Source organism: Anabaena sp. CCY 9402-a (assembly GCF_963920945.1).
In the GTDB taxonomy this organism is placed as follows: Bacteria; Cyanobacteriota; Cyanobacteriia; order Cyanobacteriales; family Nostocaceae; genus Trichormus; species Trichormus minutissimus.
Genome location: NZ_CAWUDL010000024.1, coordinates 39,844 through 59,009, shown reverse-complemented (window position 1 = coordinate 59,009; position 19,166 = coordinate 39,844). Strand labels below are relative to the sequence as shown.

The 19,166-nt window shown below is 42.0% G+C and carries 13 protein-coding genes and 1 pseudogene; 6 read left to right on the top strand and 8 right to left on the bottom strand.

Translation table 11 applies throughout. From position 1 onward, the window contains the following. Window positions 1-30: 30 nt before the first annotated feature. The gene (locus ACM0OR_RS11235) at window positions 31-1,770 is read left to right on the top strand and encodes a helicase HerA domain-containing protein (RefSeq protein ID WP_414576274.1); all 1,740 of its coding nucleotides are present in this window, start codon (window positions 31-33) and stop codon (window positions 1,768-1,770) included. Window positions 1,771-2,614: 844 nt separating this feature from the next. Continuing rightward, window positions 2,615-3,598 carry an RNA polymerase sigma factor, RpoD/SigA family gene (locus tag ACM0OR_RS11230; protein WP_414576273.1) on the top strand — a complete coding sequence of 328 codons (984 nt, stop codon included), beginning with the start codon at window positions 2,615-2,617 and terminating at the stop codon, window positions 3,596-3,598. A 66-nt stretch (window positions 3,599-3,664) separates the two neighbouring features. Here ACM0OR_RS11230 and ACM0OR_RS11225 read toward each other — a convergent pair. Then, a pseudogene (locus tag ACM0OR_RS11225) lies at window positions 3,665-3,916 on the bottom strand (hypothetical protein); the annotation flags it as partial. 865 nt (window positions 3,917-4,781) lie between these two features. On the opposite strand from ACM0OR_RS11225, the gene ACM0OR_RS11220 reads away from it, so the two are divergent. Further along, window positions 4,782-5,543: a hypothetical protein gene (locus tag ACM0OR_RS11220; RefSeq protein WP_414576272.1), complete on the top strand. Its 762-nt coding sequence runs from the start codon at window positions 4,782-4,784 to the stop codon at window positions 5,541-5,543. 32 nt (window positions 5,544-5,575) lie between these two features. Here ACM0OR_RS11220 and cobO read toward each other — a convergent pair whose 3' ends face one another. Continuing rightward, window positions 5,576-6,253 carry a cob(I)yrinic acid a,c-diamide adenosyltransferase gene (gene cobO, locus ACM0OR_RS11215; protein ID WP_323267647.1) on the bottom strand — a complete coding sequence of 226 codons (678 nt, stop codon included), beginning with the start codon at window positions 6,251-6,253 and terminating at the stop codon, window positions 5,576-5,578. A gap of 267 nt (window positions 6,254-6,520) precedes the next feature. Between cobO and ACM0OR_RS11210 the strand changes: the two genes are divergently transcribed. Further along, the gene (locus ACM0OR_RS11210; RefSeq protein WP_414576271.1) at window positions 6,521-6,916 is read left to right on the top strand and encodes a DUF6508 domain-containing protein; all 396 of its coding nucleotides are present in this window, start codon (window positions 6,521-6,523) and stop codon (window positions 6,914-6,916) included. 68 nt (window positions 6,917-6,984) lie between these two features. On the opposite strand, the gene ACM0OR_RS11205 is transcribed toward ACM0OR_RS11210, so the two are convergent. From ACM0OR_RS11205 to arfB, 3 genes are all read right to left on the bottom strand, one after another. Further along, a complete protein-coding gene (locus ACM0OR_RS11205; RefSeq protein ID WP_414576270.1) occupies window positions 6,985-10,536 on the bottom strand; it encodes an AAA-like domain-containing protein in 3,552 nt (1,183 codons plus the stop codon). 413 nt (window positions 10,537-10,949) lie between these two features. Beyond that, complete coding sequence (locus tag ACM0OR_RS11200) at window positions 10,950-12,347, bottom strand: AAA-like domain-containing protein (RefSeq protein WP_414576286.1); 1,398 nt, start codon at window positions 12,345-12,347, stop codon at window positions 10,950-10,952. A 724-nt stretch (window positions 12,348-13,071) separates the two neighbouring features. Beyond that, the gene (gene arfB / locus ACM0OR_RS11195; protein WP_414576269.1) at window positions 13,072-13,485 is read right to left on the bottom strand and encodes an alternative ribosome rescue aminoacyl-tRNA hydrolase ArfB; all 414 of its coding nucleotides are present in this window, start codon (window positions 13,483-13,485) and stop codon (window positions 13,072-13,074) included. Window positions 13,486-13,808: 323 nt separating this feature from the next. Between arfB and ACM0OR_RS11190 the strand changes: the two genes are divergently transcribed. Both ACM0OR_RS11190 and ACM0OR_RS11185 read left to right on the top strand, forming a co-directional pair. Further along, window positions 13,809-13,940, top strand: a complete 132-nt coding sequence (locus ACM0OR_RS11190; RefSeq protein WP_414576268.1) for a hypothetical protein — start codon at window positions 13,809-13,811, stop codon at window positions 13,938-13,940. A 42-nt stretch (window positions 13,941-13,982) separates the two neighbouring features. Continuing rightward, window positions 13,983-15,134 (top strand): homospermidine biosynthesis protein, encoded by a 1,152-nt coding sequence (locus tag ACM0OR_RS11185; RefSeq protein ID WP_414576267.1) that lies wholly within the window; start codon window positions 13,983-13,985, stop codon window positions 15,132-15,134. Window positions 15,135-15,189: 55 nt separating this feature from the next. Here the strand turns inward: ACM0OR_RS11185 and fabG are convergent, their stop codons facing one another. The 3 genes from fabG to fni all read right to left on the bottom strand — a co-directional run bounded on the left by fabG (window position 15,190) and on the right by fni (window position 19,161). After that, window positions 15,190-15,885, bottom strand: a complete 696-nt coding sequence (gene fabG / locus ACM0OR_RS11180) for a 3-oxoacyl-ACP reductase FabG (RefSeq protein WP_414576266.1) — start codon at window positions 15,883-15,885, stop codon at window positions 15,190-15,192. Window positions 15,886-16,159: 274 nt separating this feature from the next. Further along, window positions 16,160-17,995: a signal peptide peptidase SppA gene (sppA, locus tag ACM0OR_RS11175; protein ID WP_414576265.1), complete on the bottom strand. Its 1,836-nt coding sequence runs from the start codon at window positions 17,993-17,995 to the stop codon at window positions 16,160-16,162. Between the two features lie 110 nt (window positions 17,996-18,105). Then, window positions 18,106-19,161: a type 2 isopentenyl-diphosphate Delta-isomerase gene (gene fni, locus ACM0OR_RS11170; RefSeq protein WP_414576264.1), complete on the bottom strand. Its 1,056-nt coding sequence runs from the start codon at window positions 19,159-19,161 to the stop codon at window positions 18,106-18,108. Window positions 19,162-19,166: the final 5 nt, after the last annotated feature.

Sequence of the window (19,166 nt, the reverse complement as noted above, 5' to 3'; positions counted from 1 at the left end):
TATTAACTCATACCCAATTCCCAATTCCCAATGACTAATGAAAATTTGCCACAACCATTAGGTTCAGTAATCCAAGGTTCTTTGACTGGGGGTTTAGAAGTGCGATTACACCCCGATATTTCCGTTGAGGATATGCGGGTGGGTAAATTTTTAGTCGTCCAGGGGATGCGATCGCGCTTTTTTTGTATGCTGACAGATGTAGCATTGGGTACTGCTAACGCCCGCATCATCGCTAGCCCCCCCAGTTGGGAAGACACGTTTTTACGAGATGTGTTAGCTGGTAGTGGAACATACGGGACGATTAACCTCTCACCCATGTTGATGTTCACCCCTGAATCCCATGAGTCTTTTTCCACCACAGATGGTAAATCTGTAAACCCCTTTGTCCCATCCTCTACTAATCTGGCTTCCTTCCAACCCCAAACTAGTACCACGATGGAATTACTCCCCGTGAAAACTATTCCTAGCCACTTCAGCCAAGTTTATGAAGCTAGCGTGGAAGATTTTCGGCGGGTATTTGGTTGGGAAGATGACCCCCAAAGGCGGAACTTTTCCATCGGTAAACCCTTAGATATGGATGTCCCGGTGTGTATCGATTTAAATCGCTTTGTGGAACGTAGTAATGGGGTATTTGGTAAATCGGGTACAGGTAAATCTTTTCTCACACGCTTACTCTTAGCCGGTGTTATCCGCAAAAATGCCGCAGTCAGCTTGATTTTTGATATGCACTCTGAATATGGCTGGGAAGCCGTAGCAGAGGGTAAAAACGTCAACACAGTGAAGGGACTCAAGCAGCTTTTCCCTGGTAGAGTCGAAGTTTACACCCTTGATCCTGAATCTAGCAAGCGTCGGGGGGTGCGAGATTCCCAAGAACTCTATCTGAGTTATGAACAAATCGAAGTCGAAGATGTGAAATTATGTAGTCGAGATTTAGGCTTATCAGACGCGGCTTTAGATAATGCCAACATCTTATATAGTGAGTTCGGCAAATCTTGGATTGTCCAACTGCTGAACATGACTAATGAAGACATTGAGATGTTCTGTGACGAGAAGCGGGGACACAAAGGCTCAATTATGGCCTTGCAGCGCAAATTATTGCGTTTAGATGGACTTAAATATATGCGGGCAGTTTGTCCCCAGAATTATATTAGTAAAATCTTACAATCCTTAGAAGCTGGGAAAAATGTAGTAGTAGAATTTGGTTCTCAGTCGAATATGCTCTCATATATGTTGGTGACTAACATGATCACCAGACGGATTCATGAGCATTACGTCAAAAAGGCTGATAAATTCCTACAAAGCAAAAATCCTTGCGATCGCCCCACACCATTAATGATTACGATAGAAGAGGCGCACCGCTTCCTTGACCCAGCCATAGTTCAAAGTACCATCTTCGGCACAATTGCCCGTGAACTGCGAAAATATTTCGTCACACTTCTAGTAGTTGATCAAAGACCCTCTGGGATAGATAATGAAGTCATGTCCCAAATCGGCACTCGCATCACCGCTTTGCTCAACGATGAGAAAGACATCGACGCAATCTTTACAGGTGTTTCCGGTGCTGGTGGTTTAAGGTCTGTGCTAGCAAAGTTAGACTCCAAGCAACAAGCCTTAATCTTAGGTCACGCCGTCCCTATGCCTGTGGTAGTAAGAACCCGTCCCTACGATGCCACCTTTTACACCGAAATTGGCGATACCGCTTGGGAAGAAAAACCAGATGAAGAGGTATTTGCAGCTGCTGAACTAGCTAAAGCCGATTTAGGTTTCTGAAAATCACTAGGGGAATTAGGAATTGATGCGATGTGCAACGTATTTTTGAAACCCCTCTCCAAACCTCTCCCCTGCAAGGAGAGAGGCTTTAAATCTTGCTCCCATTCCCTTGTAGGGAAGGGGTTGGGGGTTAGGTTTGAGAGAAAGTTGCACACGGCGTTAATTAGTTTTTCTCTATCAGTCAACAGCCAACAGTAGACCTATTGCAACAGTCCGAAAATGAGATGTTTCGCTTCGCTCAACATGACAGCTTCAGCATTTATGTAAGAGGACTAGTCAAGTCCACAGTCAACAGTCAACAGTCAACAGTTCCCACAAAGAACCTATTAACTACAAATCCCCAATAGCTAATTCCTAAATTTTACTGTTCGTAACTTCCCTCCATTATCTTGCCCTACCCAGTTCGGTTATCTCCCTACTTCCATGCAACAGCAGAGGGGGTTTCCACGTCACTATAGATATAGTTAGCTGAAGAAAGGAAGTAAATTTTTTTAACAAACAAACCATTTTGGATTATAATATATATCCATCTTCGGGCTACTTTACTATCTGCCTGATTTGTTCTACGATGAGATAAGTAGAACTCATACTGACTTCGGATTGAACAGTTGCCACTAGCAACTAAAGAAAGAATTCTTGAAAACAACCCAGATTGCTTGTCAGAGATTCAAAAATGTAGGGAAGCTAGGGGAACATATCTCAAGGACGCGCCTTCTGAAAAATGGACATCCGCAATGTGAAAGTTTTGGTAGCGCGTCATGTTCTGTGATATCTGACTAATTTCCACTGTCAGATTTAGTTACTCAAGATTGATTGTGTTTAGGGAGTAGAGGACAACGCACCAATGCCTACTGTTAACACCCATAATGAAGACCTGAACGCCAAATTCACGGCTGATATGGTGCGAACCTATCTGCGAGAAATTGGTAGAGTTCCCCTGCTCACCCGTGAGCAAGAGATTGTTTACGGGAAGCAGGTGCAGCAAATGATGACACTTCTAGACGCGAAAGAAGCCTTAGCGAAGAAGTTAGAACGCGAACCCAGTTTACCAGAGTGGGCTGATCATGTTCACCAATCGGAAACCGAGGTGAAACAGACCGTAGCTCAAGGTAAACGCGCCAAGCAAAAGATGATTGAAGCGAACCTGCGTTTAGTAGTAGCGATCGCCAAAAAATACCAGAAACGGAACATGGAGTTTCTGGATTTAATCCAAGAGGGAACTTTAGGATTAGAGCGAGGCGTAGAGAAATTTGACCCGATGCGGGGCTATAAATTCTCCACCTACGCTTACTGGTGGATTCGCCAAGCAATTACCCGTGCGATCGCTCAACAAGGTCGGACAATTCGCCTACCCATCCATATTACCGAGAAACTGAACAAAATTAAAAAAGTACAGCGCGAACTAGCACAGACTTTGGGGCGATCGCCAACTCCGGCAGAAATCGCCAAAGAACTAGAACTAGAACCTGTTCAGATTCGTGAGTATCTGAACATGGCGCGTCAACCAGTTTCTTTAGATATACGAGTGGGTGACAACCAGGATACAGAACTGCAAGAAATGCTCGAAGATGACGGCCCATCACCAGAGTATTACACCACCCAAGAGTTCTTACGCCAAGACTTGAACACCTTGTTAGCCGAACTCACACCCCAACAGCGAGAAGTGGTAGCACTACGCTTCGGTTTAGAGGATGGTAACGAACTGTCTCTAGCAAAAGTCGGCGAGCGATTAAACCTTAGTCGTGAAAGAGTCCGCCAATTAGAGCATCAAGCCCTAGCTCATCTGCGTCGCCGTCGAGCTAATGTCAAAGAATACGTTGCTAGTTAAATGTAGAGTACGTCTCTATAAGGTGATGCGCCTCCTGAACCCAGGGGGCAATTTTTTGGGAAAATTTTAACGTAAACCACTGGCTAAGATTCCCAAAATTTTATTAACATCTTTAAGATAATATTCACTTAAATCAATATAGATAACTTCTCCTTCTAATTTGAGAAATTGCCAAATACTGCCAGTTGTGACAGTTCCATAAATTGTAAAATTTTCATTACCAGTGCGCTCGTTAAAAATTTTCGCTGCTAGCATTTCTGCTATACATTGTCCTAACCCAGCAGTGATATTTTCCTTTTTGGCTTCCACAATAATAATTGACTAGGTTCTATATCTGGTGAATTAGCAAATATGCCCACATCTTCAATAGTATTTATTTGAAATTTTTGTTTAATTTTTTCTAAATTAAAATCACTATATGCCATATAATCAGTTCACCCTAGATAACTATAGTAATACCAATTCAAAGCTCTTAGGACTTACGCAACTGGCAATTTTTCGCGTAGGGTGTGTGACGCTGCGAAAGTATTTGAACTTAGTCATGAGACTTATAGCGTCACGCACCAACTATCGATTGTGACACTTGCGTAAGTCCTGAAGGACTAAAGTCCTTACTACAAACGTATCAAAATTAAGAAATTTTAATGTAGGGTGTTTTGTCGCACAGCGCAACGCACCGCCAACAATTCAAGGTGCGTTAGCCTACGGCATAACACGCCACTACTATTTACATTTTTTCATATACATTAGATTTTTCTCACCAATTTACTTAAGTATAAAAACTCATGTCTGTAGGATATTCAAAAATAATTGCACCTTTTCCGAAATTGAATTATTTGCCGTTGTAGATATCTATGTACTTAACAAAGCGAGACGTTATTGAGGCGAAACGTCAATTTTTTTAACATATTAAATATAGCAGCAAGATGTCAAACCCTCTCAGTGCATGGGATTTTACGAGCGCATCCCCCAATAGAATGAACCTTCTGGGTGAAGCGTTAATGTCTTTATCAGTGATAAGGTAGGACTATCATCGGAAATTGCATAAAAACTCATTTTTTAGCTGTTTGTTATTCTCAGAAATTTTAATCAAACCTTTGACCGAATCTTAAATAATAGAAACTTAGGTATGGTTTAAGTGAATCGCTGAGGAAGTCGTTAAGTTTGTAACAGGAGAAGTCGGGTGCTTAACAACATATCTAACCTTTTTTCTTTGCGCCAATTGACAATCCCCGCCATTGGTTTAATTTTCACCCTTGGTGTGGTGGGTGAAAAAACTTTACTAAATAATCAGATCAAACAATCGCCTCACTCTACACAAGCGATATCTAGGACGGGTTATGCTTACGCTGCGACTCTCCCTACATCGACGCAAAAAAAACAAGATAGTTCCTCGACTCCTCTGCTAGTGCAACTAAGACAAATTCGTGAGCAAAGAAGTCAACTGCGGACAGTAGCCAAAGACACTGAAAGCATTAACAATCTTCAGTCACAGCAATCAAGACTAGTTTCCTCTGTCAGTTTAGAGAAGAATATTAATACTCAAAAAGCTGCTAAAAACTCAGGAAATAGCCAAAAAGTCAACGTACCTACAAAAGATGGAATTTATCTATATGGTCAATCAGCACAACCAAACCAGATAGGCCAAGGCTATGTTGTATTTCAAAAACGGCAAGGTAGATTAGTGGGTGCATTATATATGCCTAGGTCTGAGTTTAGCTGCTTCCAAGGCACACTCAACCAATCTGGAGAGTTGGCAATGACTGTAACTAGTACACCAGATGCCGGTATTTCACCAGATGTAGCTACAGCTAGTAGAATACCTAGATTTTCCAGCGATGAGCCAATGACTTATGCCCACTCTGTAGCCCTGCAAGACTATCATCAGATTAACTCTATTAGTGGAGACGATCGCCGCATTCTCCAAATGTGTACTCAACGTTAACTGTCACCTGTCATTTGTCCCCTGTCCCCTAATTAAAACTCAATCCCTGGTTGCGCCTTGACGTTTTGGTCACGAAAAGGATGCTTAACCAGAGTCATTTCTGTAACTAGGTCGGCGCGGTCAATGATGGCGGCTGGTGCGCCTCTACCAGTGAGGATGACGTGTTTATTGGCTGGTTTCTCTGCTAGACCAGCTAACACTTCATCTACTTGTAAATATCCCATTTTCAGCGCAATATTGATTTCATCTAATAGCACTAGCTGAAAATCAGGGTTGCGGATGAATTCTAGTGATTTTTCCCAAGCTGCGCTGGCTTTTTCCAAATCGCGATCGCGGTCTTGGGTTTCCCAGGTGAAGCCTTCCCCCATTGCGTGAAATTCTATTTGGTCTTCCCAAAGGCTGAACACCTTTTTCTCTGAAGGTTCCCACGAACCTTTGATGTATTGGACAATGGCTACTTTGTAACCGTGACCAAGCGATCGCAACACCATTCCCAGTGCGGCGGTTGTTTTCCCTTTACCGTTACCAGTATTGACAATAATTAACCCTTTTTCTGGCACAGCTGATGCTATGCGTCGTTCTTGTACTTCTTTACGACGCTGCATTTTTTCGCGGTACTGTTCATCAGTCAGATTGGCTGACATTATTTCATCAATTAAACGCTCAATTTCCTTATCTGATTCTAATGCTTCTGGTGTATCACTTGTCATCAAAGTCATCCGAGGATACAGAAAATAGATGTTACAACTAACAAAACCAAGAAAAATTTGTGCTGAGATTAATGAGCATCTGAGGTGAATCTGGCAGAGAAACAAGAAAATTTTGTGAAAAAAGACTGATATTTTTGACTAAATCTGCTCCTGTTGGAGATGTTGCGTGCATGATTTAGTGTGAGATTGTATAAGAATATATCTGGTGAATCTGTATAATTGTCTTCTAGCACCTAATTTTTGCAATTGAGTCTTGAGGATTTGAGTATGTCTAATCAGATTGCTCTAGAAAATATTGATAATATACTCACCTTTTTAACATTATTTTCTCATCAAGACTGCCAACTATATGACATACAAACAGAACCTCTAGCGTTAGACTCCTACAACTATTCTAAAGAATTTAATAGATTCATCACAGCACTTTATACAGAAAAATTTGTCATATCTTTTGATTGGACAAATTGGCAGCATGAAGCTAATAGTTTTGTAACTACTCCTGAATTATTAAATGTAGCCGATATTTCTACAATACAGAAATTATTTACTAGCCACGTTCGTCAAGAACGTTTTTGTAGTGGACATTTAGCACAACTCATAGATAATGGTCATTTCTTGACAATATTGCAGCGACTACAAGCAATCCGCAAGGGTTTAATTTGAGAAAATTCTGACAAATCTAGCCAATAGAATTCAAAGTAATATTACTCTTCTGCAAGCCCTAATTCTAGCTAGTCGCACAAAGAGCGATCGCTATCTTCTAAAGCTATATTAGTTTTCAAATAATCTTTGACTAAATTGCAACCATAAGCTGGTGCATCTAAGTTGAGAATGCGCTGCAAATTCCAGATAATTAGTGTGTTGTCATCACCGCCTGAAGCCAGCAACGTTCCATCGCGGCTGATAGCAATTTTCCTAATAGCTGCGGTATGTCCTTTGAGGGTTGTTAGTTCTGTACCATCTAGCTTCCATAACTTAATGGTAGTATCCACACTAGCAGAAGCAAGTATTTTGCTGTCGGGACTAAAAGCCACTCCCCAAATCGCAGCTGTGTGACCTTTGAATGTTTTCAACAACTTACCATCAACAGTCCATAACTTAGCAGTATTGTCGCCACTTCCAGAAGCTACCATTTTACCGTCTGGACTAAAAGCAACTCTCCATACTGCCGCCGAATGTCCAACAAGAGTTCTGAGTAACTGGCCATCCAGTGTCCATAACTTTACATTACCATCACCACTGGCTGAGGCAACCAGCCGACTGTCAGGGCTAAATGCAACCTGCCACACTTCAGCTTGATGTCCTTTAAGAATCTGTGGTGCAGACTGATCACGCTTCCATATCTGAGCAATTTTATCAACATTGGCGATCGCGATCGCTTGACCATCAGGACTCAATACTGCGCCTGTGCTTTTGCCATAAGGATATTTGTAACTAGCGATTAAACTACTGTCTCGCTGCTTGACTTTTACCGTATCATCGTGAGCAGGAAGAGCAACTAACTTGCCATCCTCACTGAATGAAATCTCGAAAACTACGCTTCCTTCAGTCCAAGTTTTCCGTAATTTGCCTTGGGGACTCCAAAACTTAGCAACTTTTTCATGACTGGCTGTGGCGATGGTGGAACTATCGGAGGTAATAGCGATTGACCAAATCCCTGCACCATGAGCCATCACACTCTTCTGGAATTGATTTTCACTTTGCCAGAGTCTGACTACGTTTTCTGCCCCCGCCGAAGCAATAAAGCTACCATCAGGACTGAAAGTTACGCCCCAGACAGACGCACTATGTCCTCTGAGGGTTCTCAGTTCTGTACCATCAATGTGCCAAAGTTTCATACTTTTGTCGAGACTGGCACAGACAATAGTCTGGCCATCAGGACTAAATGCTACTCCCGCAATACCCGCACTGTTACCTTGCAAAGTTTTATCCAGGCGATAGCTACCATCTGTACTGTCCCGTTGCCAAAGTTTGACAGTTTTGTCTTCACTCGCTGAAGCAATAGTCTGTCCGTCAGGACTGAAAGCAACTCCTATAACCCAACCTGTGTGACCTTCCAGAGTTTGTAGAGCTTTGGCATTTTGCCAGCCTGTAGCATCTCGTTGCCAAATTTTCACTGTTCCATCTAGATTTGCAGCCGCGACAGTTTGACCATCAGGACTAAAAGCAACTCCCCAAAACCCCCATTTGTAACCCGAAAATGTTTTGAGTAAAGTCCCGTCTTGTTGCCAAAATCTTACTGTTTTGTCCCAACCAACAGAGGCTAAAAACTGACCATCAGGACTAAAGGCGACTCCCCAAACAGAAGCAGTGTGACCTTTAAATGTTTGAGAGACACGCCACAGTGCATCTGTGTCCTGCCGTTTCCAGAGTTTAATCGTACCATCCTCACTCGCCGAGGCAAGTATCCGACCGTCAGGACTAAAAGCGATCGCCCTGACTGCTCCCTGATGACCTAGAAGAGTTGCAACTGCTGTACCATCACGTCGCCACAGCTTAATTGTTTTATCTATACTGGCTGAAGCAATGAGAGAACTATCAGGACTAACTGCTACGGCCATAACTGCTGCTGTATGACCGACAAAACGGTTGTACTCATCTGCACCATAAACAGCTTGACGCAGTACATTCTCTACCTGATGCTGAATATTCGTGTTTGGTTTTGCTAGTTTTTGCAGCCTATCTTTGGCTTTAATTGCTTCTATAAGCGCATCTAGCTTGCGATGTGAGGCAAATAGTCCCTCAGAAGAAGAGACAATCGCCCGAATTTCACTGTTTTTAGCTTGAGTTTCGCTTTTCAGAGATCGGCGGTACAAAATGAAAATTCCTACCCCTAAACTTATAGAAATGAGTAACTTAATACACATTCCAATTAGCAGAAATCTTTGCAATTTAGCAGTTTTTTTCTCATGTACCAGTCGTGCTTCTACTTCTTTAGCCTTTGCTACCTCCAATGCTGTTCGTACTTCGCGCTGTTCGTATTCTTGACTAGCGGCAAAAAACTTATAATCGAAATCGCTCAAACTTTTACCTTGCGACCAATTTTGAGCATCTTTTAAAGCTTGCCCTCGCAGTAACCGGGACTCATCTTTATAGCCCGATGCTACCCAAGCATTGAATACTTGCGAGTAAGGACGCAGATTGTCTAATTGCCTTACCACCCATTCAGAATTAAAAATATGCCGATAAATGGGATTTTTAATCTTGAGGTAGCCGTTGTGTTTCTCGACTAAACCAGATAACAATAATTCTGTCTGTTCTCGACTGTCATCGATGACTATAGGAGCGTTAGCCTGCGCCTTTTCTCTTGCTGTCTCCGCTTGCAACACCTGCTGATAAAGGCCTAACAACCGCCCTGCCCGTTGTTCGTTGAATAGGAGGCGATCGCGGATCGTGCGGAGGTGTTCGGGATCGTCTTTGGCTTTCCAATGTTGAATAATATGCTTTTTTACCAGTTGCTCTAGCCAATATCCTTCTGTACCTGGGGGTAGATTAATTTTTTTGGTTGGTGTTTCCCCAGCAATGTGAACTACTAACTGACAAAGTTTTTGAGTCAGAAAAGGTTGTCCGCCTGTCCAGGTAATAATCTTCTGTAGAATTATCTGGGGTTGGCTGATTACTTGTGCTAACCCTGACAGCAATGGTGTAGCTTCGTCTATTTTAAAACCATACAACTCAATTGCTGTACCAATATTGAAAGGTGTGCGACGCTTGTCAGCAATTAGGTCGGATGGAGTGACTACCCCAAACAGTGCAAATCCTAAACGTTGAAATTTCGGATCGTGCGCTCTTTGGTTATAACAATGACGAATCCAGGCAAAAAAGTCACTGGCTGAAAAGCTCAAGCTCAACAAACTATCAATTTCATCAATAAAAATAAAAATACGCTGATTTCGTTTTTGGCACAATAACACCTCTTCTATAAACTGATTTAATTTCTGTACAGGGGAAAGACCTGCTTGCATCTCCCACCACTGTTTAAAATTGACTTCTTCAGCCAAATTTAAGCCGTAAAAAAGACTGATAATAACTCCTTTGTACCATTGTTCAGTTGTTGTATCCTCACTACCTAAACGAGTCACATCTAGATAAACACAGTTATGACCTTCTTTCGTCAGATGATCCCTTGTGCGATGTAGTAGAGATGATTTACCCATTTGGCGAGAATTAAAGACGTAACAAAAATCGCCTGCTTTGAGACTGGCATAGAGATGTTCGTCCGCGTGACGGATAACATAGCTAGGATCATCACTAGGGAGACTACCGCCAACTTGGTATTTCATGTCAAATTCTGATATCAAACAAAGAGATTAACACAATGGTCAGCAATTTTTAGATACTTTATGCCGATGAAATAGATATACTTTACAATGCGATTTGCTCCGTTTAAGTACATTAAATTTTAGTCCCATATCGCTTAGTTCTCATTAGGGAAAAACCAATCATATAATTTACGGATTTTTAGTTTAAATGTCTTAACTGTCTTTTTATTGCTTAACTTTCTGCTTAAATGTCTTAACTATCCTTGCATTTTAATTATAAAAGTATAAGTATAGTGACATGAGTTCAGGGTAATTAATCTGCTCTCATGTTTAGTCCAAAATTTTAGAAGATTTTCAACATCTGCGTGAAAAAATATGATTCCATAATCAAGGAGATTTGTAATTTTTAAATCTCCTTGATTATGGAATTTTAGTTAAACAATGGCAGATAGTTGTTTTTTAAAATAAGCAAGGTAAAGTTCACAACGGGGTAGGACGCGATCGCCATCAAAGCAAATCAATCCTAAACTTTCGAGTTTATAAGTATCAACAGGATCAAGAATCATACTTTGTTGTGCAAATACAAGCTGAGTATATATTTTTACTAAACTAGGATTAGTTTGTAGTCTTAACCAGTGTCGCCGTAAGTGATGGCGGTAAATTCCACCATTGGCGATCGCTTCGTGTATGAGGTCTTGTAAGGTTATATTTTGAGAGACAAGATAAAACAAAGCTAGTTGAATCAACGCTGGATGACCGCCAACAAGAGACATCAATTGAGCAGGTTCTTGACCAGAACTCCAGTCGAGTCCATATCTTCTAGCTAAATATATGACTTGTTGCTGGGTAAATTCCTCTAGGCGAATAGGGAGTCCAATATTAAATGGCGATCGGTTAATATTTAGAGATAGATACTGTTCTGTAGAGTAAACTACTACTAACTTCAGCTTCTGCCAAATTTTATCTTGCCGTGCTTCTTCGCACCAGGAACGCAACAAAGCGAAAAACTCCTGAGCAATGTGAGGATATTCAAAAAAGCGATCCACTTCACTCAATACCAAAACTATGGGACTTTTACTCGCCTTGAGAATATAGTTTTGTAAGTAAAAGCTACAGATCAACTTACAACCAAACTCCTCATCCCAATTATCGTGAAGTTTAGGGTCAATCCCCATTTCTTTAGCAATTTGCCAACACAGACAACGCAAAAGCTGATTTAAGTCAGTTAAACATTGGTCATCAATCTGGTAGCAATTTAGATTGACAGTGCGATATCCTTGTGTCTGTGCAAAGTTTAACAGACGCAGTACCAAAGAAGTTTTACCCATCTGTCTGGGAGCGCGAATCCGAATTACACAGCCTGGTTGAGTAATTTCTCTATAAACTAATTCCTCTACCGGCGGACGCTCTATATATAAGGTGGAATCCAAAGGTACTGGCCCATCTGGATATGAGAAACAACTTTCTAATTCGTCACTAGAGTATTGAGACGGATTATCTTCTGGTGTAGACAAACTCTCTGTGAAGAAACTAGATATTTCGGTTTCATTCTCTTCACTCAGGGCAATGTAGTCTTCTGCCTCTAATTCTAACTTAAAGGTACTAAAGCACAATTTGAGCGTTTTTTGATCTACACCTTTACTTAAAGACCACAATCGACTCAGAGTTTTGCTAGAAACATTGATCCGGTTGCCCAGTTCTGATAAAGTTAGCCGATTACCTTGGTTTTCTACAATCTCCCAAGATATAATCGCTTCTTGCAATCGTTGTAGACCTTGAGAAGTTAAGATAACTCCTCGTTTTCTCTTAATCTTAGTTTGTTTCATTTCCATAGGCTGTGTACCAACAATTTTTGTGGACACAAAATTTATTTGTTAAAGTCTGGTTATTAAATCACTGTGTTAATTCAAACAACACATTGCTTTGAATTAGAGAGTTTTCGTCAAATATTTAGCATTTCCAGTTTGATTAGCTGCCAAAACCAGCGACAGAAATGTTGCCCAAAAATTGGCTATATTTTACTCAAGCAAATAAGAGATATAAATAAAATTTGTTGCCAAACAAGCTAAAGAGGTTAAATACACATAAAACGCACATTTTAAGGCATAAATCGCTAAAATGTAGGTTCTAGTAGGGTTTTAAATTGTCTAGGCTTTATTTAGCCACAAATTCGTTGCTTTACCTTTATTTGCTCTGTTTTAATTTACTTCAGATATTTACGTAGGATTTTGAAGTTTTCATGAATTTATCTATGGAAACTATAGACTATCTCACAAACAAATTTACAGCATATTAACATCATAGTAAACAGTTCAGACGCATTTGATGTGCTGATTCGCCTTGAACTTGTTGTCGAAACAATACGGAACTTCCTCAGAGTTATTACAGTGATGGCTGTTCAAGTCCTAGAGTTAAAGATGAAGAATATAGCGATCGCACAGACCTGAAGCGAAGGTTGAGCGGGAATTTTTTGTTTTCTTGACGGACTCAATGTAGTCTATTTGTCACTTACCAAGGGTATTAGAATTAACACAGACTTAAGAAGTTCAGGGTACTTCAATCAATTACCTGTTTTCTCATAGACTTAATCTGTCCTCGCTTAGTTTTACTGTCGATACGTTTTCTTTGAGAACTGCGAGTTGGTTTAGTGGGTTTGCGTATTTGGGGTAGTATGACCGCGCTTAGTATCAGTTGTTTGAGTCGTTGCAAAGCTTCCTCACGGTTTTTCTCCTGGCTGCGGTATTCTTGAGCCTTGATGACAATAACCCCCTCTTGGTTAATGCGTCGGTCATTTAGCTTCAGAAGCTGTTCTTTGTAGAAAGCAGGTAATGTTGAAGCTTCAATGTTAAAGCGTAAGTGGATAGCAGTAGAAACCTTGTTGACATTTTGACCCCCTGCACCTTGAGAACGAATCGCGCTAATTTCGATCTCGCTATCGGAGATGCTGATTTTATTAGAAATTTGTAGCATAACTTAATATATGATGTTATTTAGGACGATAGCGCGGATTGTAGTCCCGAAAGCGATTATGTTCAGCCCTCCATAGGCGTTGGCCTTCCGCCCACCGGAGGCGTTGGCGTTCCGCCCACCGGAGGTGATCGCAGAATTACTAGGTTAGTGTCTACTAGGTCATCAAATTTGAATTGAGGGATCAGCTTTTTTTGTAGTAAGGACTTTAGTCCTTAGAAAAATCAGGACTAAAGTCCTCTCTACGAGACGCTACGCGAATACTACGAACCGTCAAAACTAACTTGATAGACTACTACTAATATTTTACAGAAACACTCGGTAAGATGAAAAGTGCTGTTAGCGGAAGCGGGGTGTTGAGCAGCGTGCCGTTAGCGGGAGCGCGGCGTTTAGCCGGTGCTGAGTGGCACGCCGACAATTCCTACATTCAGTCCATGCCAGAAATTGCCGAAACATAGTTAACATGAGATTCGGCGTATTTACTATTCGGGAGTCTCAAAATGGCAAAACATTTGGGTAAAAAAATTTCACCCATACCGATGTCAACGGATATTAGTGTGGTGGATTTAATTGATAATTACTTCACCGCCTATAACTCGGCACGTTTGCGGGAAGCCTGCCAAATCATGAGTCGTGATGTACTTAAAGATGGTGTCACCGTGGGAGTTAGTCTTTCCGGTGCAATGACACCAGCCGGTTTTGGGGTGTCTGCACTAGCACCTCTAATTCGTAATGGCTTCATTGACTGGATGATTAGCACTGGTGCAAATCTTTACCATGATATGCACTATGGCTTGGGTTTTGAGTTGTTCGCCGGCAATCCATTCTTAGATGATGTGAAATTGCGGGAAGAAGGCACAATCAGAATTTATGACATCATCTTTGGCTATGATGTCTTGCTAGAAACCGACGCATTCATCCGTAAGATACTGCAAGCTGAACCTTTCCAAAAGCGCATGGGAACGGCTGAGTTTCATTATTTGCTAGGTAAGTATGTGCGGGAAGTAGAGAAGCAATTGGGAGTGCAACATTCTTGCTTACTAGCTACAGCCTATGAATGTGGCGTACCTATATATACATCTTCCCCTGGCGACAGTTCCATTGGGATGAACGTAGCGGCGTTGGCGTTAGAAGGTTCGCAGTTGATATTAGATCCAGCCATTGATGTGAATGAAACAGCTGCGATCGCCTACAATGCCAGAGAAGGAGAAGGTAAAAGTGCGGCTGTCATTCTTGGTGGTGGTAGCCCTAAAAACTTTTTGCTACAAACCCAACCGCAGATTCACGAGGTCTTGGGATTAGAAGAACGGGGACATGATTTCTTTGTCCAGTTTACCGACGCTCGTCCTGATACTGGTGGTTTATCGGGTGCAACACCTGCGGAAGCGGTTAGCTGGGGTAAGATTGACCCTGATGAATTACCCAGCACTATTGTTTGTTATACCGACAGCACGATTGCCCTACCGTTGCTCACAGCTTATGTCCTCAAGCAGTGCCAACCCCGCCCCCTGAAGCGGTTGTATGATCAGCTACCCACACTATTTGATAAACTCCGCACCGATTATTTAGCAGCCAAAGACCAACCAACAGAGAAAGTTGTCACTGATGCAGAGGTAGCAACTTATCCCTGTGGGACGCCCATTCGGAAATAGCCTGTAGAGACGTTGCATTGCAACGTCTCTACTTTAACCAAACCGTATTACACCCCTAAACACTCCCATATATTGGAATCGCTGCGCCTCGGATATCCTTAGCTGCATCTGAGCCTAAAAAGCAGATTAATTCGGCTATAGATTCAGCTTTTACCCACTTATCGGCATTTTCTGCACCCATAGCTTGACGATTTTTGGGGGTATCAATCACCGAAGGTAAGACGACATTAGCTGTGATATTTGTACCTTTAGTTTCATCTGCGATCGCTTTTGTAAAGGCTACCACACCAGCTTTCGCCGCAGAATAGGCAGCTAGTTGTCCCGCAGGTTCTAAAGCTGACCTAGAACTGACGGTGACAATGCGCCCATAACCATTTTCCAGCATCTTTTGCAGGCTGTACTTGCAAGTCAAAAAAGTGGTATTCAGATTGATGGCAAACTCATGCTGCCAACTGTCATAACTGTATTCGTGGGTTTTGCCCATTGAAAAGCCTCCTACCAGATGAATTAACACATCAACCCGTCCCATGCGGTTGATGATATTTGCTACTGAAGACTCTTCTTCCAGGTTAGCGGTGATAAAATTCACCCTGGCGAAATCTGCGGGAGGGAGAATTGCTTTGAGGCGTTCGACTTCTTGGGGATTGCGGTAAGTAATCGTAACGTCAGCACCTTGAGCCAGAACTGCTGGTGTAACACCTAAACCAAGTCCACCAGTCCCGCCAGTGATTAGCACTTTTCTGCCTTTCATAAAATATGAGACCCTCAGAGCATCATGTTTAAGATACCGCGAATAGGGGATAGGGGATAGGGGATAGGGGACAGGGGACAGGAGACAGGAAACAGGTTACGAGCATCTCCAGAAATGAAATATGCGTTATCTAGAAACCTTGTAGAGAGAGATGTAGCATTGCTACGTCTCAACTAATTAAAGAATTGTGCCTACGTCGTTTTTGGAGATATCTAATATTTCTGTCACCTGTCACCTGTCACCTGTCACCTCTTTTTTCTCAGGAGTTTAAAAATTACTCAATCTTTAAATTGAAAGGCAAACGAGCATAAACCCCTTGGGGGTCGTTCATATTTTGCATAATTGCTAGTTCCTGTTGGATTTTTTGAAATTCAGCAGTTAGGAGATTAGTTGGCTTAGTGTCTAATTTCTGCACACCTAAAACGGTGCTGGCTTCTTCAATTGCTCGCCCAAAAAAACGTTCCCCCAATGTGCCTTCTTTGGGATATTCTTGTAACTGCCAATCTTTGCCGAGTTTAGCTTGTTTGGCGGCGTATGTCAGGGCTGCATTTAAACCACCAATTTCATCAACTAAACCAATTTGTTTAGCCGCTACACCAGACCAAACTCTACCTTGAGCAATTTCTGCTACTTTTTGTTCTGGGAGTTTGCGACCTTGGGCAACTTTATTAAGAAATAGATTATAAATGCGGTCAACACTGCGTTGATAAAGGGCTAATTCTTGGGATGATTTGGGACGCGCAAAGGTTTGACTATCAGCATAACGAGCAGTTTTTACAGAATCCCAGGTAATACCATTGTCATTTGCTAGCTTTTGACCATTGAGTAACACCCCAAATACACCTATTGAACCTGTAATAGTATTGGGTTCGGCAAAAATGCGGTTGGAATCGCTGGCTATCCAGTAACCACCAGAAGCGGCGACATCTCCCATCGAGACGACAACTGGTTTCACTTGGCGAGTTAGTCTGACTTCGCGTTGCATCACTTCGGAAGCTGTAGCACTACCACCAGGACTGTTAATTCTTAAAACAACAGCTTTGACATTTTTATCTTGGCGGACTTTGTTGAGGATAGTAGCAAAGCGATCGCCTCCTATTTGTCCACTGTCACCTTTACCATCGACAATTTCACCCTCAGCATACACTACAGCAATTTTATTCTTAGCTTGGCGTTCTACAGGTAAAGACTTGTTAGGGACTTCTGCATACTCAACTAAATCGATTTGGCGGAAAGTTTTATCATCTTTATCGCTATTAGTTAATTTCTTTAAGTCAGCCACGACCTCATCAGTGTATGCTACTTTATCTACTAAACCGTTAGTTTTAGCTGTCTTGGCTTCCAATAATGCTTGAGTATCTGCGATCGCTTGTAACTTTTGCGGAGTAATTTTCCGGCTTTTACCTACTGTGGTGCGCCATTCTCCCCAAATATCATCTAATAATTTCTGAGTTTGTTCGCGGTTTTCGGGGCTAAGTTTATTCAGTAACAAGGGTTCGACTGCACCTTTGAATTTCCCCACACGGACAATCTGCACCCCAATCCCATACTTTTGTAATGCACCTGCTAGAAATAATGGTTGGCTACTCAAACCGTTAATTTCCATTGCACCAAAGGGATTCAAGACGACGGTATCAGCAACGGAACTGAGATAATATTCCTTTTCGCCCCAGTCCACACCATAGGCGACAACCTTCTTCCCCGCCGCACGGAATTCTTCTAAAGCTTTACGAATTTCTTTAAGAGAAGCAAAACCTAAGCTACTCGTCCCACTGCTGCGTGTTGCATCTAGATAAATACCAACAATCCGCGAATCACCCTTAGCTTTTTCTATGGTGTCTAGAACACTACGGAGTGTCATTCGTTCATCTCTTACTCCAGACAGGGTATTTTGTAGCACCTCGCCAGAACTAGGTTTTCTATCAGTGATGTTCGTTGATAAGTCAAAAACTACAACTGACTTATCTTTGACTGTGGGGCCTGGATCTTTAGAACTAGCAATAGCTAACACCAAAAATAAAAATCCGACTGTACTGATACCAGAGAAAATCATGAGTCCTAGTACAGTCCCGACTAAGCTAGCAAAAGTTTGTTTTAAAAAGTTATTCATTAGTTTTTAGTTAATAGTCATTAGTGTATTTTTCTCCCCCTGCTCCCCTGTCCCCTACTTCCCCCCTGTCACCTGTCACCTGTCACCTGTCACCTGTCACCTGTCCCCTGTCACCTATCCCCTGTCACCTGTAAACTATTTGAGTGTTTCAACTCGGACAGGTTTGTGTTGCCTGTACAGAATAATACAGTAGTGATTTCTGCAATTAGTACCTCAGCTAAATCTTGCAGTGCTGTTTCTGATTCTACTGCGGCTTTAAGGAAAGGCATAGCCAAACCTGCGATATCTGCTCCTAGTGCGATCGCTTTGGCAACATCTAAACCATGACGCAACCCACCGGAGGCAATTAAGGGTATATTGGGTGCGATCGCTCTGATACTCGCAATACATTCTGCTGTCGGTATTCCCCAATCTGCAAAGGTTCGGCCTAAACGTCGTTGCAGTGCGTTTTCTGCTCTTTCTCCTTCTACCTTTGCCCAAGACGTACCGCCTGCACCAGCCACATCAATAACAGTGACTCCGGCTGCTATCAGTTTCTTTACCATTGCGGCGGAAATACCATTACCTACTTCTTTCGCAATCAATGGCACTGATATCTTACTGCATAAATTATCAATTTTGTCTAGTAAACCGCGAAAATTAGTATCACCGCTAGGTTGAATAAACTCCTGTAGGGGGTTGATATGCAAAATTAAAGCATCCGCCTCTAACATATCGATGATTTGCAGACATTGATCTAAACCATATTTGTAGTTCAGTTGCACCGCACCGACATTGGCAAACAAAAGAATATCCGGTGCATACTTGCGAACCGCAAAAGTATCAGCTACTTGGGGTTTTTCTACCGCCACTCGTTGAGAACCTACACCCATTGCCAATTTATAGTTTTGGGCAACTATGGCTAAACGCTGGTTAATCATTTTCGCTTGTTCAGTTCCCCCAGTCATAGAAGAGATTAACAGGGGTGCGTTGAGAGGTTTGCCTAAAAAATTTGTCTTGATATCAATGTCGTTGCGGTCTAATTCTGGTAAACAGCAATGAGTGAAGCGATAGCGTTCTAGTCCGTTGGTGATTTCGTGACATTGTACATCTTCTTCTAAGCAGATACGGATGTGATCTGCTTTGCGTGACTGGGTTTGGCCTGATGTGTTATTAGACGCGTTCACTGGTG

Bases quoted from the DNA above. Each gene is read 5' to 3' on its own strand.
- ACM0OR_RS11235 (WP_414576274.1), top strand. From the start codon at position 31: ATGACTAATGAAAATTTGCCACAACCATTAGGTTCAGTAATCCAAGGT.
- ACM0OR_RS11230 (WP_414576273.1), top strand. From the start codon at position 2,615: ATGCCTACTGTTAACACCCATAATGAAGACCTGAACGCCAAATTCACG.
- cobO (WP_323267647.1), bottom strand. From the start codon at position 6,253: ATGACAAGTGATACACCAGAAGCATTAGAATCAGATAAGGAAATTGAG.
- ACM0OR_RS11210 (WP_414576271.1), top strand. From the start codon at position 6,521: ATGTCTAATCAGATTGCTCTAGAAAATATTGATAATATACTCACCTTT.
- ACM0OR_RS11205 (WP_414576270.1), bottom strand. From the start codon at position 10,536: ATGAAATACCAAGTTGGCGGTAGTCTCCCTAGTGATGATCCTAGCTAT.
- ACM0OR_RS11200 (WP_414576286.1), bottom strand. From the start codon at position 12,347: ATGGAAATGAAACAAACTAAGATTAAGAGAAAACGAGGAGTTATCTTA.
- arfB (WP_414576269.1), bottom strand. From the start codon at position 13,485: ATGCTACAAATTTCTAATAAAATCAGCATCTCCGATAGCGAGATCGAA.
- ACM0OR_RS11190 (WP_414576268.1), top strand. From the start codon at position 13,809: ATGAAAAGTGCTGTTAGCGGAAGCGGGGTGTTGAGCAGCGTGCCGTTA.
- ACM0OR_RS11185 (WP_414576267.1), top strand. From the start codon at position 13,983: ATGGCAAAACATTTGGGTAAAAAAATTTCACCCATACCGATGTCAACG.
- fabG (WP_414576266.1), bottom strand. From the start codon at position 15,885: ATGAAAGGCAGAAAAGTGCTAATCACTGGCGGGACTGGTGGACTTGGT.
- sppA (WP_414576265.1), bottom strand. From the start codon at position 17,995: ATGAATAACTTTTTAAAACAAACTTTTGCTAGCTTAGTCGGGACTGTA.